Origin of the sequence: Niveibacterium terrae, assembly GCF_048213115.1 — a bacterium.
Taxonomy (GTDB): domain Bacteria; phylum Pseudomonadota; class Gammaproteobacteria; order Burkholderiales; family Rhodocyclaceae; genus Niveibacterium; species Niveibacterium terrae.
In genome coordinates this window covers 1005966-1024884 of the sequence record NZ_CP172404.1, presented here as the reverse complement: position 1 = coordinate 1024884, position 18919 = coordinate 1005966, and the positions used below count along the sequence as shown (strand labels likewise).

Below are 18919 nucleotides of genomic sequence, written 5' to 3'. Positions count from 1 at the left end.
CCACATTTGATTCAGCGAAATGAACAGTCCTCATCCTTCCCCTTTTAGAGGGAATGGCGGGCGATATTTCAAGCCCTGTTCACTGATAGATTTGCCCCTGGTGTTTGAGCCAACCCGCAGCGTGAGCGCCTTTCGGATCCTTATGCGTCCAGTGCAGCACGCCGCCCTTTTCGCTCCATTCATACTCGCCAGAAAATTCGACGGTATCACCTTCGCGGAGCGAAGCTATTCTGGGCGCCAGATCGATATTGTGCGCGACGAGAAGAGTCTGCCCGGAGGGCAGCCTGAGGATGAATTTCTGATGCCTGCTTCCACTCGTATCATCAGCAAGAAGTCTTGCGGCGACGCCTCGCCCCGAGACCTGGACATTGCTCTCGTGCCTGGCGAAGGCTTCGGCGATTCGCGAATCAGAGTCGGCCGCGCCCGGCTCGGCAGAAGCTTGAGCCGTCGAAGCCGGAGCGCTGGCGGTGCCGTCTCGATATGTGTGTTCGAGATAGAGGTATCCGGCCAGAGCGAGGACAAGGACGAACAACAGCTTTTTCATCGGTCTTCCTCCTGTCTTGACATCAATCCAGCCCGGGCACTGGAGCGAGCTTGCTCGCCATGGCGGGCGGTGGATTGCCCTGCGGGCGAATCCACCCTACCCGCTGCCAGCGAAAGAGTGAGAAACCCCGCCAAGCATACATACCACCAGTCGCTTGTCTTCACCGAAAGACAAGCCAAATCGGTTTTCAAAACCCCGTCGAGAGCGCCGAGTAGCGGAGCACGGGAGGGGAAGTCGGCGCATAGCGCCGACGCCGAGGACTGTCCGAGCACCGAGCACAGCGAGGGCGAGTTCCGCAGGCCCCGACTGCGCGAGCAACGCAGGGAAGCCTTCCGCGCAGCGGCAGGCCGCGAACGTCGGGCCGCCTTTTCTTGGTGACTTCTTTTGGCGGGACAAAAGAAGTCACTCGGCCGCCGGGACGAACTCCCGGCTCCCACATGGGCCATGTGTCCCAGACACCAGAAGTGGGACAGTGACCACCCACTCAGCGTGGCCGGCTGTCCCATATCTTCTGCAGCCGTTTGACGCTGACCGGCATCGGCGTCTTGAGCTCCTGGGCGTAGAGACTCACGCGCAGCTCTTCGAGCAGCCAGCGGAATTCTTCGAGCTTCGGATCGGTCACGCCCGCCCTCGCCTTCTGCAGCCACTCGCGCTCGAAGGGCTGGGACAGGGATTTCCAGTCGGACATCTGCTTCGCGTCCCGTTCGGGATTGCTGCGCAGCTTGTCTATCCGGATGTTGGCAGCCTTCAGATAGCGCGCAAAATGGTGCAGCCGCTCGAAAGGATAGGCGACGAGGAAGTTTTTGGGCATCAGCTTCGCGGTCTGCTGCTCAAGGTCGTCGAGCACCGCCGGGAAAGCCCTCAGCGTCGCAAAGCGCTTGGTCAAGGACGCGTTCTCGGCGAGCAGCGTCGAAGCGAGCCGCATCAGTTCCTGGGCAACCAGCGAGATCCGGGTCTTCGCTTCCAGGGCGCGCTGCGCGAAAGCCTCCGCATTCGCCGGCAGCGGGTCGAGCAGGCAAGTGCGCTCCAGAGTCGCCGCGACGAGCTGGGCCTTGAGCTCGTCGTCGGAGCCGAAGGGCATGAACTGCAGCGAGAGATCGCGGATGCCGGGCAGTTTCTCGATCGCCCTGACCTGGTCCTTCAGCGTCAGCGCGAAGAGGCGCGAGAGGCCCTTGCGGTGGACCTCGGCGGCTTCCTCCTCGGTATCGACGGCGACGAGGCTGACCGAGTCGCGATCGTCGTGCAGCGCCGGGAAGCCGATCACATGGCGACCGCCGACTTTCAGTTCGAGCAGCTCGGGCAGTTCGCCGAAGCTCCAGCTCGTCAGGCCGGTGAGTTGCCGATCCGGCTGGGCGGCGGGCTCATTGGTCGCCTTCGCCTGCCCCTTGCGGGCGGGCTCGGCGCCTCGCGCGGCCTCCGGCTCGGGCGAGGCCGGCTTGCCGGCGATCTTCAAGGCCGCGAGCTGGGCGCCCAGCGAGCCGGGAACCTGGGCTTCGGCGAAGGCTTCGCTGACCTGGCGCTTGAGCCTCGTGCGCAGCTCCGCGAGATCGCGCGCCTGATCAAGCACCCGGCCGTATTCGTCGATGACACGGTAGTTCATGAAGAAGTGCGCGTTCAGGTTCTCGGCGCGGAAGCTCTCCATCGGCAGCTGCAGCGAGATCCTGTCCTCGACGAAGCGTTGCAGCGCGCGGATCAGCCCGTCCTCCTTCGCAAACTCGCCCGCCTCGGCTTTCTCGACGAAGTCCTTCGCGCTCTGGCTGAGCGGCTGCAGCCGGTGGCGGTGGCGCTGAGGCACGGTCTTGAGCAAGGCCAGCGCCTTCTCTTCGAGCAGGCCGGGCACCAGCCATTCGCAGCGCAGCGCCGGGATCTGGTTCAGCATCACCAGCGGCACGGTCAGCGTCACGCCGTCCTCGGGACTGCCCGGCTCGTGCAGATAGTCGAGCTTGAGCTTCTGGCCCAACACGTCCAGGTGGCCGGGGAACTTGTCGCTGGTGACGCCCGCCGCCTCGTGGCGCATCAGCTGGTCGCGTTCGAGCTGCAGCGTCTTCGGGTTCTCGCGCTCGGCGCTCTTGCGCCAGGCGTCGAAAGAGCGCAGATCGACGACATCCTCGGGAATCTGCGCATCGTAGAACGCGTAGATCAGGCTCTCGTCGACGAGCACGTCGGGGCGCCGGGTCTTGTGTTCGAGGCGCTCGATCTCGGCCATCAGCTTCTGGTTGTGGCGCAGGAAGCTCATATGTCTCAGCGCCGCCTCGTCGATATCGGCCTGCACCAGACCTTCGCGGATCAGCATCTCGCGGCAGAGCTTGGGGTCGTGCTCGGCGTAGCCGACCGCGCGCCGCGGGTAGAGCGTGATGCCGTGCAGCACGCCGCGTTCCCAGGCGCGCACCGCGCCGAAGCGTTTCTCCCAGTGCGGCTCATAGACGCTGCGCTTGATCAGATGGGCGCCGACTTCCTCGACCCACTCGGGCTCGATCTTCGCGAGACAGCGCGCATAGAGCTTCGAGGTGTCGACCAGCTCGGCGGCCATCAGCCAGCGCCCAACCGTCTTCTTCAGATAAGAGCCCGGATGCGGCCAGAACTTGATCGCACGCGCGCCCAGGTAGGAGCCGGCGGTCGGGCCGGACGCGTCCTCGACCTTGCAGCCGATATGGCCCAGAAGTCCGGTCAAGAGTGCCTTGTGGATCGCCTCATAGCCCGCGGGCTGCCCGCTCTCGCGCCAGCCGTGCTCGGTCACCAGCGCGTGGAGCTGGCTGTGGATGTCGCGCCACTCGCGCATCCTCATCCAGTTCAGGAAGTGCTGTTTGCACCAGGCCTTCTGCTTGTTCGAGGATTCATGTTTCCACAGGTGATCGAAGGCGCGCCACAGGTTCCAGTACCAGAGGAACTCGCTCTTCGCCTCGTCCTTGCTGTCGGGTGAGACGCGGAACTTCGCGTGCGCCTGATCGGCCGTTCCGGCCTGCTCCTGGGGGCGCTCACGCGGATCCTGGACCGACAGCGCCGCGGCGATCACCAATACTTCGGCGAGGCAGGAGCGGTCGCGCGCGGCAACGATCATCCGGCCGATCTTCGGGTCCAGCGGCAGCTTCGCGAGCTCGACGCCGACGGCCGTCAGATTGTTCGCGTCGTCCATCGCGCCGAGTTCCTGAAGCAGCTGATAGCCGTCGGCGATCATCCGTGGCAGCGGCGCTTCGAGGAAAGGGAAGTCTTCGACCGCACCGAGGCGCAGCGACTTCATCCTCAAGATCACGCCGGCCAGCGACGAGCGCAGGATCTCGGGCTCGGTGTGGGCCGGGCGGCGCGAGAAGTCCTCTTCGTCGTAGAGACGGATGCAGATACCGTTCTGCACACGCCCGCAGCGCCCCGCCCGCTGCTTCGCCGCCGCCTGCGAGATCTTCTCGATCTGCAGCAGCTCGACCTTGTTGCGGTGCGAATAGCGCTTGAGCCGCGCGAGGCCCGCATCGACGACATAGCGGATGCCGGGCACGGTCAGCGAAGTCTCGGCAACGTTGGTCGCCAGCACGACCCGGCGTCCGTTCGAGCGCGAGAACACCCTCGCCTGCTCGGCTGCGGTCTGGCGCGCGAAGAGCGGCAGGATCTCGGTGCCCGGCGCGTGGTCGTGGCGCAGCGCATCGGCCGCTTCGCGGATCTCGCGCTCGCCGGGCAGGAAGACCAGCACATCGCCCGGGCCTTCGCGCTGCAGCTCGGCCACCGCATCGACGATCGCCTCATAGAGGTCACGGTTCTGCTTGTGGCTGCGCGACTCGGCGACCCGCACTCCGGCCCGCAGCTGCGGCCTGGCCGGAGCCTCCTCATCCTCGATCGGCCGGTAGCGTTGCTCGATCGGGTAGAGCCGGCCTGACACTTCGATGACCGGAGCGCTCTTGCCACCGGAGGCGAAGTGACTCGCGAAGCGCTCCGCATCCAGCGTCGCCGAAGTCACGATCACTTTCAGATCGGGCCTCTTGGGCAGCAGCTGCTTCAGATAGCCGAGCAGGAAGTCGATGTTGAGGCTTCTCTCGTGCGCCTCGTCGATGATCAGCGTGTCGTAGGCCGAGAGCAGCGGATCGCCCTGGGTCTCGGCGAGCAGGATGCCGTCGGTCATCAGCTTGATGTAGCTGTCGCGCTTCGTGTGGTCGGTGAAGCGGACCTTGAAGCCGACCGTCGTCCCGAGCTCGCTCTTCAATTCCTCGGCGATCCGCGTCGCGGTCGCCCGGGCCGCGAGCCGCCGCGGCTGAGTGTGGCCGATCAGGCCCGCCTCGCCCCGTCCTATATCGAGGCAGATCTTCGGCAACTGGGTCGTCTTGCCCGAGCCGGTCTCACCGCAGACGATCACGACCTGATGGTCGCGGATCGCCTTCGCGATCTCGCCCCGCCGACCGCTGACCGGCAACTCCTCGGGAAAGTCGGGCTTGGGCAGCTTCGCGCGCCGCGCTTCGCGCTCGGCGATCGAGGCTGCGAACTTCGCCCGCAACTCCGGGGTCAGGTCTTGCATCGCTGCACTCCCTGGGCGCCGCGATGCAAGACCTGACCCCAAAGCGCGGTTCAGCCGGGAACGGTCTTTGGACAGGACGAGATCGAGCAGAGAGGGGCGGGACATGGGGGAAACGCAGTCAAAACACGGAAGGCATTGATTTTACCGGTTTCGCGAACCAAGCCCCAGCTTGGCCCCCGCCGCCGGGCATGGCGAGCATTCCTTTCCGCGCCCGACATGTACGCGACGGCCCCCCGACTGAACCAGCCCTTGCTCACGACGTGACAAAAGCCCGCACGCGGGAGGATCTTTCCTGACGCCCCGCCCTCGCCGACAAGAAAATCGTTCTTTGTCGCGGATGCCCGCATCGACAGGAAAAATGATGCTCCAGAGAATATGGAAGCGCCTCAAGCGCTGGCGATGCATTCCCTTGGGCCCAATCTCTCTCGTGTTCAAGATCGAGCACTCACAGCCGGTCACCCGGAATGCCCCCCTGCGCCTGAAACATGCGGCGCTCAAGCAGAAGCGCTGGTTCTCCTCTATCGCAGCGCAGACCGGCAAGGAAAGATCAAACCCGTCCGCAGTCGCAAACCTTGTGCACCAGCACGGGCGCGAACTGGCTCTCGTCGTCGGCGTAGGCCCGGGCTTTGGGCACGCACTGGCGCGACGTCTTGCCAGGGAAGGCATGGCGGTGATCATGGCCGCGCGCAATGCACATCGTCTGGATGCGCTCTCGGCAGAAATCGAAAGCGAAGGAGGGATCGCGCTCGCCTACGGCTGCGATGCGACAAGCGAAGCCTCGGTCTGCGATCTGTTCGCGAAGGTGGAATCGCTGCACGGAGTGCCGGATCTGGTCGTCTATTCGCTGCAGAGCTTCGGCCCCGGCGCCGCCGTCGACGTCGACCTCTCCGCCTTCGAAGAGGGTTGGAAAAAGAACTGCCTCGGCTCTTTCCTCGTCGCGCGGCAAGCGGCACGTTCGATGCTGTCGCGCGAACAAGGGACGATCGTGTTGACCGGTTCGACATCCTCGCTGCTCGGTCGGGCCGGACACCTGAACCTCGCTGTCGGAAAGTTCGGCCAGCGCGCGCTGGCTCAGGTTCTCGCCCGCGAGCTGTGGCCCAAAGGCATACACGTCGCGCACCTGGTCATCGATGCTGACATCAACGAAGGCACTCTGCGCTCCGATGGAGGTCCTCAGTCCGACCCCGACCACATCTCCGAAACCGTCGTGGCGCTGCACCGCCAACCGCGCTCAGCCTGGTCGAGCGAGATCGACATACGCCCGTGGAACGAGAACTTCTGGCAACACTGCTGAACAAATTTCGCCCAGCCGGGGAGGGCTCCCGGCTGGGCGCATGAAGCTCAGATCTTGCGCACGAACTCCGACTTCAGGCTCATCGCGCCGATGCCGTCGATCTTGCAGTCGATGTCGTGGTCGGCATCGACGAGGCGGATGTTCTTGACCTTGGTACCGACCTTGATCACCTGCGACGAACCCTTGAGCTTCAGGTCCTTGATCACGGTCACGCTGTCGCCGTCCTGCAGCACGTTGCCGACCGAGTCCTTGACGACCTTCGTTTCCTCTCCGGCGGTATCCGTGGCGGCGATCGGCCATTCATGCGCGCATTCGGGGCAGATATACTGCTCACCATCGGCGTAGGTGAATTCGGACTGACATTGCGGGCAGCGGGGCATCGACTCGTTCATGGGAATCCTGTGATGTCGGGCGGGGCCGGTGGCCACCGCGAAATGGGGCGACATTCTAAGGGATAATTCTCAGCGCGCCGCCAGCTTTTTTGAGCCTTCGCCGCTACACGGAAGGAGATCCCTTGTCCGATAACTCTGCCTACCCGCTCGCTGGCGGCTGCGACTGCGGAGAAGTGCGCTATCAGCTCGAATGCACGCCGCTGATCGTCCACGCCTGTCACTGCCACTGGTGCCAGCGCGAGTCAGGCTCGGCCTTCGCGCTCAATGCGCTAATCGAAAGCGACCGGCTGACGCGGCTGCGCGGCGAGCCGCTGATGGTCTCGACGCCCTCCGCGAGCGGCCAGGGCCAGCAGATCGCGCGCTGCCCGCGCTGCCATGTCGCGCTGTGGAGCCATTACGCCGGTTCGGGGCCACTGCTGAGCTTCGTGCGCGTCGGCACGCTCGACGAGCCCGCCCAGCTGCCGCCCGACATCCACATCTACACGGCCAGCAAGCAGCCCTGGCTGATCCTGCCCGAGGATCGGCCGGCCTTCCCCGAATACTACGATCTCACGCAGTGCTGGCCGCCGGAGAGCCTCGCGCGCGCCGCCGAACTCCAGCCGAAGATCGCCGCCTGGCAGGCCAGGCAGAGGTCGGAATGAACCAGCCCCCCACAACCGAGATCCGGACCGAACAGAGCACCGTCGTCTACCGGAATCGCTGGATGACGGTCAGGGAGGACCACGTCGTCCGTGCCGACGGTTCGTCCGGAATCTTCGGCGTCGTCGAAAAGCCCGACTTCGCGGTAATCGCAGCCTTCGAAGCCGGAAAGCTGGTTCTGGTCGAACAGTACCGCTATCCGGTCAAGGCCCGCCAGTGGGAACTGCCCCAGGGATCATGGGAGGGGCAGGACATCGATCCGCTCACGCTCGCGAAGGCCGAACTCCTCGAGGAGACCGGCCTCGTCGCCGGGACGATGCTTCACGCCGGCCACCTGCTGCTCGCCTCCGGTTACTCGAACCAGGGCTACGACGTCTATTTCGCCAGCGGACTCACCCAGAGCGAGACTGCGCTGGACCCGGAAGAACAGGGACTCGTCGCCCACGCTTTCCCGCTCGCGGAGGTCGAGGCGATGATACGCAGCGGTTCGATCCAGGATGCAACGAGCGTCGCGGCGCTGGGCCTGCTGCGCATCAAGGGCTTGCTCTGAGCGGATGCACAGAAAAGGTGCCTTATCCGCGCACATTCGCTAGAATATGCGTTCCGCATCAAGAGCGGCAGCCATCGGCTGCCGTTCTTCGTTCAAATCACCCGATTTTCCTGGAGTTTCAGTCGATGAAGTTCATCCGCACGCTGGCAGCCGCCTCCCTTCTGGCCGCGCTCACCGCCCCGGCCTTCGCCTTCAACCTCGGCGGAGTCCTCAATGCCGCGACCGGCCTCGGCAAGGCCGCAACGCTGTCCGACGACGACGTGAAAGCCGTGGCGAGCCAGTCCGCCGAGTGGATGGACACCCACAACAAGGTTGCCCCCAAGGGCGACAAGTACGAAAAGCGGCTGCGCAAGATCGTCGCCGGTCTCGACAACGAAGACGGCTTGAAGCTGAACTTCAAGGTCTATCTGGTTCGCGACATCAACGCCTTCGCGATGGCTGACGGCACCGTCCGCGTGTTCAGCTCGCTGATGGACAAGTTCACCGACGACGAAATCCGCTTCGTGATCGGCCACGAAGTCGGCCACGTCAAGCTGGGCCACTCGAAGAAAGCGCTCCAGGTCGCCTATGTCGCCTCTGCCGCGCGTGATGCCGGCGCCGCCGCCGGTGGCGCTGCCGCCGCGCTGAGCCAGTCCGAGCTGGGCAACCTGTCCGAAAAGCTGGTCAATGCGCAGTTCTCGCAGAGCCAGGAGAGCGATGCCGACGCCTACGCTTATGAGTTCATGAAGCGCCACAGCTACGATCCGCACGCCGCCGTCACGGCGCTGCGCAAACTCCAGGAGATCAGCGGTGAGACCGGCAGCGCCAGCATGTTCTCGTCCCACCCCGCCTCGAAAGAACGCGCCGAGAAGATCGAAGCGAAGCTGAAGTAAGCATCGGAAGAGAGAGACGGCAGCCAGAACAGCGGCCGTCTTCCCGGAAACAGACGACAGACCAGGCAGTAATGACTCCGCTGCTATGCTTGCGGCCCCCATGTGTCAGCCTGTCGAAGCGCCCGATGAAGCACCCGTCCCGCCCCCTCTCCCCGTTCCTGGGCAGAATCCTCCTCGTCCTGAGCGGCCTGATCGTCTCAGCAGCCTGCGTCCATGCCGAAACCCTGAATCTGGTCTATCCGAGACCGGTCTCGGCTTTCGATCATCGCAGCGAATACCCTCTGAAACTTCTGGAACTCGCGCTCGCCAAGAGCGGCACTGCGTTCACACTCAGAGCATCGACCGCGGTCATGAACAAGGCGCGCGTCGCGGACGAGCTCGCGCTGGGCAGGGAAATCAATGTCGCGTGGATGGTCACGAGCCGCGAGCGCGAGGCGAGGCTGCTGCCTGTCCGGATCTGCGTCTTCAAAGGCCTGGGAGGATGGCGGATCGCTCTCGTGCGCCAGAAAGACCTGCCCCTGTTCGCGAAGGTCCGCACGCTCAAGGACCTCCAGAAACTCGCCGCAGGACAACAGCTGGACTGGCCCGACACCGCAATCCTCAGGGCGAGCGCAATCCCGGTCGAAACGAGCTCTTCCTACGATTCGCTGTTCGCGATGCTCACCAACGGACGCTTCTCGTGGTTCCCGCGCAGCATCCCGGAGATCTGGGCCGAAGCCCAGTCCCATAAGGGCCAGGGACTCGTCGTCGAACCCCATCTCCTCGTCCGCTACCCCAGCGCCTACTATTTCTTCGTCAATCGCCGCGACGAACGGATCGCCTGGCTGATCGAAAGCGGCCTGGAACGCTCGATCAAGGACGGAAGCTTCGACAAGCTCTTCCTCGAATACCACGGAGACGTGCTGGCCCGCGCCAAGATCAGGGACAGGGTCATCATCGATCTACCCAACCCATTCCTTCCGCCGCAGACACCGCTGGCGCGCAAGGAGCTCTGGTTCCACAGCGAACACGCACGAACGCGATAGCGATCGACCTGCGCGAAGCTACTCGCCTGCCGCAGCTAAGGTACCAGCCGATAGCCGACGCCGGTCTCGGTCTTGATCAGCGCGGGGCGAAGCGGATCAGCCTCGAGCTTCTTCCTCAGACTGGCGATGAAGACCCGCAGATAGTGCCCGTCCTCGATGTGGCCGGGGCCCCAGACATCCTTGAGAAGCTGGCGCTGCGTCAGCACGCGCCCGGCGTTGGTCGCGAGCAGCGCGAGCAGCCGGTACTCGATCGGCGTCAGATGAACCGCCTCGCCCGCGCGCGTGACTGAGCGGCGGACGAGGTCGACGGTGACCTCACCGAAACAGAGCACCGTCGAGGCCATCTGCGCCGGCTGAACGATGCGCCGCTGCAAGGCGCGGATCCGGGCCAGCAGCTCCGGCACTCCGAAGGGTTTGGTCAGATAGTCGTCCGCTCCGGCATCCAGAGCCATCACCTTGTCGGCCTCGTCGGTGCGCGCCGACAGCACCAGCACAGGCGAGCTCGACCAGGTGCGCAGCTCGCGGATGAGCTCGACTCCGTCGCGGTCCGGCAGACCGAGATCGAGGATCAGCAGATCGGGGCGCCGCGTCGCCGCATCGATCAGCCCCCGCTGGGCGCAGTCCGCTTCCGTGACATGCATCCCTTCCCCTTCGAGGGCGGAGCGCACGAAGCGGCGGATCGGTGCGTCGTCCTCGACGATCAACACATGGGTAGGCGTGGCAAGACCGACTTCAGGCATGGGGAAGCTCAGTGAGATCCGGAGGAGTGCCGGCAGGAAGCGTGATCACAAAACGCGCCCCGCCCTGGGGGCGATTTTCCGCCCGGACTTGGCCGTCGTGGGCCTCGACGATGGCGCGGACGATCGCGAGCCCCAGACCGACACCCGACACCGAGGATTCGTCCTGGCCGCGCGTAAACTTTTCGAACAGCCAGCTCTCCCGCCCCGGTGGGATACCAGGTCCGTCGTCTTCGACGACCAGCTCGATCCGCGCCCCCTTCTCCGACTCGATCTGCCGCGCAGCGACCACGATGACCGAGCCGGGCGGAGTGTACTTTGCCGCGTTTTCAAACAGGTTGACGAAGACCCGCTCCATCAGCACCGCGTCGATCTCGACGAAAGGAAAGTCTTCGGGGATCGCCAGCCGAATCGTATGCCGGGCCAGCAGGCTCGCCCGGGAATCGAGCGCCGAGGCAATCACTTCGCTGACTGGCTGCCACTCGCGTTTGAGCTTCACGCCGCCGGATTGCAGCTTGGCCATGTCGAGCAGATTCTCGACCAGCGTACTGGTGCGGTGCGCCTGTTCCCGGATCGCGCCGGCGATGTCGGCGCGCTCGGCTGCGCTCGCCGGAGGACTGAGCGAGAGCGTATCGGCGAGCCCGACCAGCGCCGTCAGCGGCGTGCGCAGATCGTGCGAGAGCGCGGCGAGCAGCGAATTGCGCAGGCGCTCGGACTCCATATGCAGCAGAGCCTGCTGAGCGACTTCGATGTAATGCACGCGTTCGAGCGCGATCGCGATCAGCGCGGCGCTCGTCGCGATCAGCTGCCGCTGTTCGGGCATCGGGTTCCACGCCGCATCGTCCGGGCGCACGGCCATCACGCCACGCACCCGCATCGGCGCGCGCAGCGGTATGTAGAGCGCAGGGTTGGCCGGCAGAGTGCCCGTCCCCTGCCCGGCCTCTTCGCCATGGTCCAGAGCCCACTGCGCGACGCCCTCGTCAAAGCCCCGCCTGGCCTCATCGCCAGACAAACGGATGCGCTCATCCTTGTCGGGCAGCAGCAGCGCGATCTCGCCTTCGATCGCGCGCTCCATGTAGCGCCGGGATATCTCGATGATCTGCTCGGTGGCCAGAGCCGCTGTCAATTCGCGCGCCATCTCGTACAGCGCCCGCGAGCGCGCCTCGCGGTTCTCGGCGACGCGCACCTGAAAGCGCAGGCCGGCCGCGAGCTGGCCGGTGATGAGCCCGGTCGCCAGCAGCACGAAAAAGGTCACCAGATACTGAGCGTCGGAGACCGCGAACGAGAGCCGGGGCGGCACGAAAAAGAAATCGAAACAGGCCACGGACAGGAAGGCCGTGAGCACCGCGGGACCGCGACCGAGTTTCACCCCGGCGAACAGCACCGCAAGCAGGAAGATCATGACGATGTTGGCCAGCTCGAAGGCGTCGCGCAGCGGAGCGGCAATCACGGTCATCGCCGCGACCCCCAGCAGCGCCAGACCATAGCGCCGGGCGGTCGCGATGCTGAAGGCACGGCGCAGCGGCGGCTTTTCGTGAAGCGGCCTGTCCGCGCGAAGCGGATCCCGACCGAGCTGGATCAGATCGATCTCGGGCGCGGCGCTCGCCAGCCGCTCGGCAAAACCCGCCCGCCAAAGTCCCCGCACCGACCGCCGTCGGCCGACGATGATGCGCCCGATATTCTCGCGCCGGGCGTACTGAGCCGCGACGACGGCGGCGTCTTTTCCAGAGAGCACCGCGATTCGGGCGCCGAGCGATTCGGCCTGGCCCAGCAGCTTGTAGCAGCGCTCCCGATGAGCTGCGCTGAGGCGCTGCAGCGCCGGCGTCTCGACATAGATCGCGTGCCAGCCCGCTTCCTGTTCCGTCGCCATCCGGGCCGCAGCGCGGACGATCCGCTCGGCGGTCTCGTCGGCACCGATGCAGGCGAGCAGAGTAGCCCCGGTCTTCCAGACACGGGATACCGCGCGCGCGCGCCGATAGTCGCGCACATCTTCGTCGACGCGGTCGGCAGTGCGGCGCAGCGCCATCTCGCGCAGCGCCAGCAGGTTGCCCTTGCGGAAGAAATTCTGGATCGCCCGCTCGGCCTGTTGCGGCAGATAGACCTTGCCTTCGCGCATCCGCGCGAGCAGCTCCTCGGGCGTCAGATCGACGAGGATGACTTCGTCCGCGGCATCGAACACATGATCGGGCACCGTCTCGAAGACACGGATGCCGGTGATGCTGGCGACGACATCGCTGGCGCTATCGAGGTGCTGGACGTTGAGCGTCGAGAACACATCCATGCCCGCCTCGATCAGCTCACAGACATCCTGCCAGCGCTTGGGATGACGCGATCCCGGCGCATTGCTGTGGGCGAGCTCGTCGATCAGGATCAGGCCGGGCCGGCGCGCGAGCGCGGCATCGAGGTCGAATTCTTCGAGCGAGTGACCGCGATAGGACACGTGGCGCCGGGGTAGCACCTCCAGCCCCTGCAGCAGTTTCGCCGTCTCGTCGCGACCGTGGGTCTCCACGACGCCAACCAACACGTCGACGCCCTGGGCCTGCATCTGTCGGGCGGCCAAGAGCATCCCGTAGGTCTTGCCAACCCCGGGGCTGGCGCCAAAAAAGATCCGCAGCTTACCCCGTTGGGCACGAGTTGCCTCGGCTTCAAGACTGGCCAGCAGCTCTTCTGGATCGGGGCGTTCGTCGGTCATCGCTGCAATTATCCTGCTGTTGGATTATCCGCCGGGGCGCGGTGTCTGCCGGCCCCGTTTGACGTTCAGAGCGTTTTGGAAAGGGTGAGCTGCACGCAACCGGCGCCCAGATCCTTGTCGAAGGCGCTGCGGTAGAACTGCCCGCTGCCGCCCTTGGCATTGCTACCGCTGTAGAACAAGCCCAGGGTCATTCCGAGCGCGTCCTTCGTCGCGCCGAGCTTGTAGTCGGTGTAGTTCGCGGTTGAGCCGTCGCTCCCTCTGGCGCCTTCGACCGACTGGTAACCGACATGGCTGAGCAGCTTCAGGCTTTCGCTGAGCGGATAGGTGGCCGACAGGTCGAGATAATAGCTGCCTCGGCTTGCGGCTTTCCTGGTCGGATCAGCTGGGTCAGTCGCACCGAACAAGTTGGTCAAAGCGTAGAAGGTCTTCAAGGACAGGAACTTGTAGCCGAGCCCCAGATAGGCTTCGAAGGTGTTCGGGCTGACCCAGCCGTCCGGGTAGTTGCCCGGATAGTAGTAATACAAGCCACCGACATCGTAGCTCAGATCCCCAAGCGCGGCCTTGTAACCACCATAGAGATCGAGTTCGACTGGCGCACTGACGCGGCCGGCTCCCGCATCGGACAGCCAGCTGATGTTCGAACCCCAAACTCCGGCATAGGCGCCACTCGGATGGCCAAAATCGAAACCGCCCTGAACGGCCGGCTTGTGGTTCGTCTGCGCAATACCGCGGTACAGGTACTCGGAGGCGAGGCTGACATTGCCGGTCAGCGTGCCCTTTGCTTCTTCTGCATGGATAACGCCCGCGAACAGGATTGTCAGCACAAGGATCAGGGACTTCATTGGGTATTTCATCGTTTATCTCCGGGGGGATGGGGCGCACGCCGCCGCGCCAGCCCTATCCGGGGCGGCGAGGCGTGCGTCGAAATGCGGACTTACTTGTTGAGCGCGTCGAGCGCGAGGTTCAGCGCCAGCACATTGACCCGGGGCTCACCGAGGACTCCGAACTGGCGCCCTTCGGTGTGCAGCGCGATCAGCGCGTCGACCTGGCCTCGGGGCAGACCGCGCTCGCGGGCGATGCGCGGCGCCTGCCAGGCGGCCGCGGCAGGGCTGATGTGCGGATCGAGTCCGCTCGCCGATGCGGTGGCGAGGTCGACCGGAATCGGCGCGCCCTGCTGCGGATCGGAGGCCTTCAGCGCCGCGATACGGCCTCTGATCGCCTCGGCGAGCGCCGGGTTCAGCGGCCCCTGGTTCGAACCGCTGGAGGCTCGCGCGTTGTGCGCCATCGGGCTGGTCGCCGAAGGCCGGCTCCAGAAGTACTTGGCAGAGCTGAAGCTCTGGCCGATCAGCGTCGAGCCGGTGCTCTTGCCGTCGCGGACGATCAGGCTGCCCTCGGCCTGGGCGGGGAAAGCGGCTTTCGCGATCGCGGTGACCACGACCGGGTAGAGCCCGCCGGTGATCAGCGTGAAGGCGCCGAGCAGGACCAACGTGGGGCGGATTTCCTTGAACATGTTTGGGTCTCCTCAGGCGAGCTTCAGGCCGACCAGGATCAGGTCGATGGCCTTGATGCCGATGAAGGGCAGGATCAGGCCGCCGCAGCCGTAGACCAACAGGTTGCGGCGCAGCAGAGCGGCAGCCCCCAGCGGTCGGTAAGCAACTCCCTTCAGCGCGAGCGGGATCAGCGCGATGATGATCAGCGCGTTGAAGATCACCGCCGACAGAATCGCGGAGTTCGGCGTCGCCAGACGCATCACGTTCAGCGCGCCGAGCTGCGGATAAGTTGCGACGAACATCGCCGGGATGATCGCGAAGTACTTCGCAACGTCGTTGGCGATCGAAAAAGTCGTCAGCGAACCGCGCGTCATCAGCATCTGCTTGCCGGTCTCAACGATCTCGATCAGCTTGGTCGGGTTCGAGTCGAGGTCGACCATGTTGCCGGCCTCCTTGGCGGCCTGGGTGCCACTGTTCATCGCGACCGCGACGTCGGCCTGGGCCAGCGCCGGGGCGTCGTTGGTGCCGTCCCCGGTCATCGCGACGAGGCGTCCCTGCTGCTGGTACTCGCGGATCAGCTTGAGCTTGGCCTCGGGCGTCGCTTCGGCGAGGAAGTCATCGACGCCCGCCTCGGCGGCGATTGCGGCCGCGGTGAGCCGGTTATCCCCGGTGATCATCACGGTCCGTATCCCCATCTGGCGCAGTTCGGAGAAGCGCTCCTTGATGCCGCCCTTGACGATGTCCTTGAGTTCGACGATGCCCAGAATCCGGGCGCCCTCGGCGACGACCAGTGGAGTCGAACCGCGGCGGCTGACGTCTTCGACCGCCATCGTCACTTCGCGTGGCATGCAGCCGCCCAGCGATTCGATGTAGGTGCGCACCGCTTCAGCCGCCCCCTTGCGGATCGAGCGACCATTGAAGTCGATGCCGCTCATCCGCGTGTGGGCGGAGAAGTGCACAAAGGTGGCGCCCTCGGCGGAGATGTCGCGCCCGCGCAGCTGCAGTTTCTCTTTGGCCAGCACGACGATCGAGCGGCCTTCCGGGGTCTCGTCGGCGAGCGAGCTCATCAGCGCGGCTTCGGCGAGCAGCTTGTCGGACACGCCCAGGGCCGCGATCAGCGTGCTGGCCTGACGGTTGCCCAACGTGATCGTGCCGGTCTTATCGAGCAGAAGCACGTCGACGTCGCCGGCAGCCTCGACCGCGCGCCCGGATGTCGCGATGACCTTTCTGGCCATCATGCGTCCCATGCCGGCGACACCGATCGCTGAGAGGAGCCCCCCTATCGTGGTCGGGATCAGGCAGACGAGCAGCGCGGTCAGCGCCGTGACCGTGACAACCTGGCCTGCACCGCTGACGACGACCGAGAACATCGAAAAGGGCAGCAGCGTCGCGACGGCGAGCAGGAAGATCAGCGTGAAGAACACCAGAAGGATGGTCAGCGCGATCTCGTTCGGAGTCTTCTTGCGCTGTGCGCCCTCGACCATGCAGATCATCCGGTCGAGGAAGGTCTCGCCAGGGTTCGCTTCGATCCGGATCATCAACCAGTCCGACAGCACCCGGGTGCCGCCGGTCGCCGACGAAAAATCGCCGCCGGCTTCGCGAATCACTGGAGCCGACTCGCCGGTGATCGCCGACTCGTCGACCGAGGCGATTCCCTCGATCACGACACCGTCACCGGGAATCGTCTCGCCCGCGCTGACCATGACGATATCGCCGCAGCGCAGCTCTTCCGACGGGACGGGGCGGGAGAGCGAGCCGAGCTTGGGCTCGACGAGCTTTTTCGCCCAGACCGTCTTGCGCAGGCCGCGCAGTGCCGCCGCCTGGGCCTTGCCGCGGCCCTCGGCGATGGCCTCCGCGAAGTTCGCGAAGAGCACAGTGAACCACAACCACAGCGTCACCGCGAAGATGAAGCCGGCGGGGGCTTCGCCCGAGCCGCGCAGGGCCTGGAGGTAGAGGCCGGTGGTCAGCAGCGAGCCGAGCCAGACGACGAACATCACCGGGTTGCGCAGCTGGTGTCTGGGACTCAGGCGTTTGAAGGATTCGACCACCGCTTCGAGCACGAGCTTGCGGTCGAACATCGCGAGCATTTCATTCATGGGAGGTCTCCGACTGCACGATCATCTGCAGGTGTTCGGCGATCGGGCCGAGCGCGAGCGCGGGCAGGAAGCTCAGCGCGCCGACCACGACGACGGTGGCGATCAACAGGCCGACGAACATCGGGCCGTGGGTGGGCAAGGTACCGCTGGAGGCGGGCACGCTCTTCTTGGCCGCCAGCGAACCGGCGATCGCCAGAACCGGGACGATGACCCAGTAGCGGGCGATCAACATCGCGAACCCAAGCATCAGGTTGTAGAAAAGGTTGTTGGTACCCAATCCACCGAAGGCGCTGCCGTTGTTGTTGGCGGCCGACGAAAAGGCATAGAGGATTTCCGAGAAGCCATGGGTGCCGGGGTTGCCGACGACGGAGCGGCCCGGATCGACCAGCACCGCGACCGCGGTGCCGACGAGCACCACCGCGGGCGGCGCGAGCAACGCGACCGCGGACATCTTCATCTCGAAGGATTCGATCTTCTTGCCGAGATACTCCGGCGTTCGACCAATCATCAACCCGGCGACGAAGACCGCGACAAGCGCGAACACCAGCATCCCGTAGAGTCCGGACCCTGCGCCACCGAAGATCACTTCGCCGAGCTGCATCAGCCACATCGGCACGAGCCCCCCCAGCGGCGTGAAGGAATCGTGCATCGCATTGACCGATCCGTTCGATGCCGCGGTGGTCACGGTCGCCCAGATCGCCGAGTTGACGATGCCGAAGCGCGTGTCCTTGCCCTCCATATTGCCGCCGGCCTGCAAGTCGGAAGCCTGGGTCGCGAGCCCGAGCTTGTCGAACATCGGGTTGCCCGCCTGCTCGGCGCCGATGCAGACGGCCATCAGCACGCCCAGCACGAGAGTCATTGCCGCGAGGATCGCGAAGCCCTGCCTGTCGTCGCGGACCATGCGTCCGAACGTGACGCACAGCGCGGCGGGAATGATCAGGATGGCCAGCATTTCGAGGAAGTTCGCGAGCGGCGTCGGGTTCTCGTAGGGGTGAGCCGAGTTCACACCGAAGAAACCGCCACCGTTGGTGCCGAGTTGCTTGATCGCGATCTGCGAGGCGGCCGGCCCCAGCGCGAGGGTTTGGGTCGCGGTGCTGGCTGGCTGGGTGACGGGCTTGCCCTGCTTGTCGAGCACCGGGTTGCCGGCGGCATCCAGCACCGGCGCGTCGTAAGCGAGCGTCTCGACGCGCGCGACGTCCCTGTATGGAGAGAAGGTCTGCACGACGCCCTGGCCGACCAGCGCGAGCGCGAGGATCAGCGACAGCGGCAAGAGCACATAGAGCGTAGCGCGGGTCATATCGACCCAGAAATTGCCGACCCCACCCGCCTCGCGGCGCGTGAAGCCACGCACCAGCGCGAGCAGCACCGCGATGCCGGTCGCGGCCGAGACGAAGTTCTGCACCGTCAGCGCGAACATCTGCGTGCAGTAGGACAGCACCACTTCCCCACTGTAGCTCTGCCAGTTGGTATTGGTCGCGAAGCTGACCGCGGTGTTGAAAGCGAGATCAGGGGGAATATTGGCGAAGCCCTGGGGGTTCAGCGGCAGCCACCATTGCAGGCGCTGCAGCGCATAGACCGCAAGGAAGCCCGCGGCATTGAAGAGCAGCACCGCCAGCGCATAGCGGCGCCAGCTCATGTCGTCATCAAGCCGGGTGCCGGCGAGGCGATACAGCCTGCGTTCGAGCGGGGCGAGCCAGCGCACGAAGATGGGCAGCTTGCCCTCGAACACGCGGGCCATGTAGAGACCGAGCGGCCAGGCCAAGGCGAGCAGCACGACGATGTAGAACCCTGCCTGGAGGCAGGCATTGGCATTCATGAGTAATCCTCTGGATTGAAGAGCACGAGCAACAGGTAGATCACCAGGCCGCAGACCAGGCCCAGTGCGATCAGGTGCAACGCAGTCATCTGCGCCTCCTGATCCGCTCGAAAGCCGCGCCTATCGCAACCGTCACCGCAAAAAAAGCTGCCCCAAGGGCAATGAAAAGCAGATCCATCGCGTCTCCTGAACGATTTGTCGGGAACGCTTGAACTCTAGTCAGCGGGGCGAAAAGACGGGGGAAAGATCCGCGCGTGACGCGTCAAGAACGCGTAAA

At 65.0% G+C, this 18919-nt stretch carries 15 protein-coding genes; 5 read left to right on the top strand and 10 right to left on the bottom strand.

Annotated elements, in window-relative coordinates; all coding sequences use genetic code 11:
• Positions 1 to 79: 79 nt before the first annotated feature.
• Both ACHFB9_RS04590 and hrpA read right to left on the bottom strand, forming a co-directional pair.
• Complete coding sequence (locus tag ACHFB9_RS04590; RefSeq protein WP_417069805.1) at positions 80 to 544, bottom strand: DUF3465 domain-containing protein; 465 nt, start codon at positions 542 to 544, stop codon at positions 80 to 82.
• A 484-nt stretch (positions 545 to 1028) separates the two neighbouring features.
• Positions 1029 to 5144 (bottom strand): ATP-dependent RNA helicase HrpA, encoded by a 4116-nt coding sequence (gene hrpA / locus ACHFB9_RS04585; protein ID WP_417069804.1) that lies wholly within the window; start codon positions 5142 to 5144, stop codon positions 1029 to 1031.
• 256 nt (positions 5145 to 5400) lie between these two features.
• Here hrpA and ACHFB9_RS04580 point away from each other — a divergent pair, with 256 nt between their 5' ends.
• The gene (locus ACHFB9_RS04580; protein WP_417069803.1) at positions 5401 to 6333 is read left to right on the top strand and encodes an SDR family NAD(P)-dependent oxidoreductase; all 933 of its coding nucleotides are present in this window, start codon (positions 5401 to 5403) and stop codon (positions 6331 to 6333) included.
• Between the two features lie 47 nt (positions 6334 to 6380).
• Here ACHFB9_RS04580 and ACHFB9_RS04575 read toward each other — a convergent pair whose 3' ends face one another.
• Complete coding sequence (locus ACHFB9_RS04575; protein ID WP_417069802.1) at positions 6381 to 6725, bottom strand: zinc ribbon domain-containing protein YjdM; 345 nt, start codon at positions 6723 to 6725, stop codon at positions 6381 to 6383.
• Positions 6726 to 6847: 122 nt separating this feature from the next.
• On the opposite strand from ACHFB9_RS04575, the gene ACHFB9_RS04570 reads away from it, so the two are divergent.
• From ACHFB9_RS04570 to ACHFB9_RS04555, 4 genes are all read left to right on the top strand, one after another.
• Complete coding sequence (locus ACHFB9_RS04570; RefSeq protein ID WP_417069801.1) at positions 6848 to 7366, top strand: GFA family protein; 519 nt, start codon at positions 6848 to 6850, stop codon at positions 7364 to 7366.
• The gene (locus ACHFB9_RS04565) at positions 7363 to 7914 is read left to right on the top strand and encodes an NUDIX domain-containing protein (RefSeq protein WP_417069800.1); all 552 of its coding nucleotides are present in this window, start codon (positions 7363 to 7365) and stop codon (positions 7912 to 7914) included. Before ACHFB9_RS04570 ends, ACHFB9_RS04565 begins: the two co-directional genes overlap by 4 nt.
• Before the next feature lie 125 nt (positions 7915 to 8039).
• Complete coding sequence (locus tag ACHFB9_RS04560) at positions 8040 to 8786, top strand: M48 family metallopeptidase (protein WP_417069799.1); 747 nt, start codon at positions 8040 to 8042, stop codon at positions 8784 to 8786.
• 125 nt (positions 8787 to 8911) lie between these two features.
• A complete protein-coding gene (locus ACHFB9_RS04555; protein WP_417069798.1) occupies positions 8912 to 9811 on the top strand; it encodes a hypothetical protein in 900 nt (299 codons plus the stop codon).
• Positions 9812 to 9846: 35 nt separating this feature from the next.
• Here the strand turns inward: ACHFB9_RS04555 and kdpE are convergent, their stop codons facing one another.
• The 7 genes from kdpE to ACHFB9_RS04520 form a co-directional block, all read right to left on the bottom strand.
• Positions 9847 to 10551 carry a two-component system response regulator KdpE gene (gene kdpE, locus ACHFB9_RS04550; protein WP_417069797.1) on the bottom strand — a complete coding sequence of 235 codons (705 nt, stop codon included), beginning with the start codon at positions 10549 to 10551 and terminating at the stop codon, positions 9847 to 9849.
• Positions 10544 to 13240, bottom strand: a complete 2697-nt coding sequence (locus ACHFB9_RS04545) for a DUF4118 domain-containing protein (protein WP_417069796.1) — start codon at positions 13238 to 13240, stop codon at positions 10544 to 10546. The genes kdpE and ACHFB9_RS04545 overlap by 8 nt, the downstream gene beginning before the upstream one ends.
• Positions 13241 to 13305: 65 nt before the next feature.
• Complete coding sequence (locus ACHFB9_RS04540) at positions 13306 to 14094, bottom strand: TorF family putative porin (protein WP_417069795.1); 789 nt, start codon at positions 14092 to 14094, stop codon at positions 13306 to 13308.
• A gap of 80 nt (positions 14095 to 14174) precedes the next feature.
• On the bottom strand, positions 14175 to 14750 hold the full coding sequence (kdpC, locus tag ACHFB9_RS04535; protein WP_417069794.1) for a potassium-transporting ATPase subunit KdpC: 576 nt from the start codon (positions 14748 to 14750) through the stop codon (positions 14175 to 14177).
• Between the two features lie 12 nt (positions 14751 to 14762).
• On the bottom strand, positions 14763 to 16826 hold the full coding sequence (gene kdpB, locus ACHFB9_RS04530; RefSeq protein ID WP_417069793.1) for a potassium-transporting ATPase subunit KdpB: 2064 nt from the start codon (positions 16824 to 16826) through the stop codon (positions 14763 to 14765).
• Positions 16819 to 18642, bottom strand: a complete 1824-nt coding sequence (kdpA, locus tag ACHFB9_RS04525) for a potassium-transporting ATPase subunit KdpA (RefSeq protein ID WP_417069792.1) — start codon at positions 18640 to 18642, stop codon at positions 16819 to 16821. Before kdpA ends, kdpB begins: the two co-directional genes overlap by 8 nt.
• Positions 18639 to 18731 (bottom strand): potassium-transporting ATPase subunit F, encoded by a 93-nt coding sequence (locus tag ACHFB9_RS04520; RefSeq protein ID WP_417069791.1) that lies wholly within the window; start codon positions 18729 to 18731, stop codon positions 18639 to 18641. The genes kdpA and ACHFB9_RS04520 overlap by 4 nt, the downstream gene beginning before the upstream one ends.
• Positions 18732 to 18919 lie beyond the last annotated feature (188 nt).

Excerpts from the sequence above, each read along its gene's own strand:
- ACHFB9_RS04590 (WP_417069805.1), bottom strand. The coding sequence starts at position 544 with ATGAAAAAGCTGTTGTTCGTCCTTGTCCTCGCTCTGGCCGGATACCTC.
- hrpA (WP_417069804.1), bottom strand. The coding sequence starts at position 5,144 with ATGTCCCGCCCCTCTCTGCTCGATCTCGTCCTGTCCAAAGACCGTTCC.
- ACHFB9_RS04580 (WP_417069803.1), top strand. The coding sequence starts at position 5,401 with ATGCTCCAGAGAATATGGAAGCGCCTCAAGCGCTGGCGATGCATTCCC.
- ACHFB9_RS04575 (WP_417069802.1), bottom strand. The coding sequence starts at position 6,725 with ATGAACGAGTCGATGCCCCGCTGCCCGCAATGTCAGTCCGAATTCACC.
- ACHFB9_RS04565 (WP_417069800.1), top strand. The coding sequence starts at position 7,363 with ATGAACCAGCCCCCCACAACCGAGATCCGGACCGAACAGAGCACCGTC.
- ACHFB9_RS04560 (WP_417069799.1), top strand. The coding sequence starts at position 8,040 with ATGAAGTTCATCCGCACGCTGGCAGCCGCCTCCCTTCTGGCCGCGCTC.
- ACHFB9_RS04555 (WP_417069798.1), top strand. The coding sequence starts at position 8,912 with ATGAAGCACCCGTCCCGCCCCCTCTCCCCGTTCCTGGGCAGAATCCTC.
- kdpE (WP_417069797.1), bottom strand. The coding sequence starts at position 10,551 with ATGCCTGAAGTCGGTCTTGCCACGCCTACCCATGTGTTGATCGTCGAG.
- ACHFB9_RS04545 (WP_417069796.1), bottom strand. The coding sequence starts at position 13,240 with ATGACCGACGAACGCCCCGATCCAGAAGAGCTGCTGGCCAGTCTTGAA.
- ACHFB9_RS04540 (WP_417069795.1), bottom strand. The coding sequence starts at position 14,094 with ATGAAATACCCAATGAAGTCCCTGATCCTTGTGCTGACAATCCTGTTC.
- kdpC (WP_417069794.1), bottom strand. The coding sequence starts at position 14,750 with ATGTTCAAGGAAATCCGCCCCACGTTGGTCCTGCTCGGCGCCTTCACG.
- kdpB (WP_417069793.1), bottom strand. The coding sequence starts at position 16,826 with ATGAATGAAATGCTCGCGATGTTCGACCGCAAGCTCGTGCTCGAAGCG.
- kdpA (WP_417069792.1), bottom strand. The coding sequence starts at position 18,642 with ATGAATGCCAATGCCTGCCTCCAGGCAGGGTTCTACATCGTCGTGCTG.
- ACHFB9_RS04520 (WP_417069791.1), bottom strand. The coding sequence starts at position 18,731 with ATGACTGCGTTGCACCTGATCGCACTGGGCCTGGTCTGCGGCCTGGTG.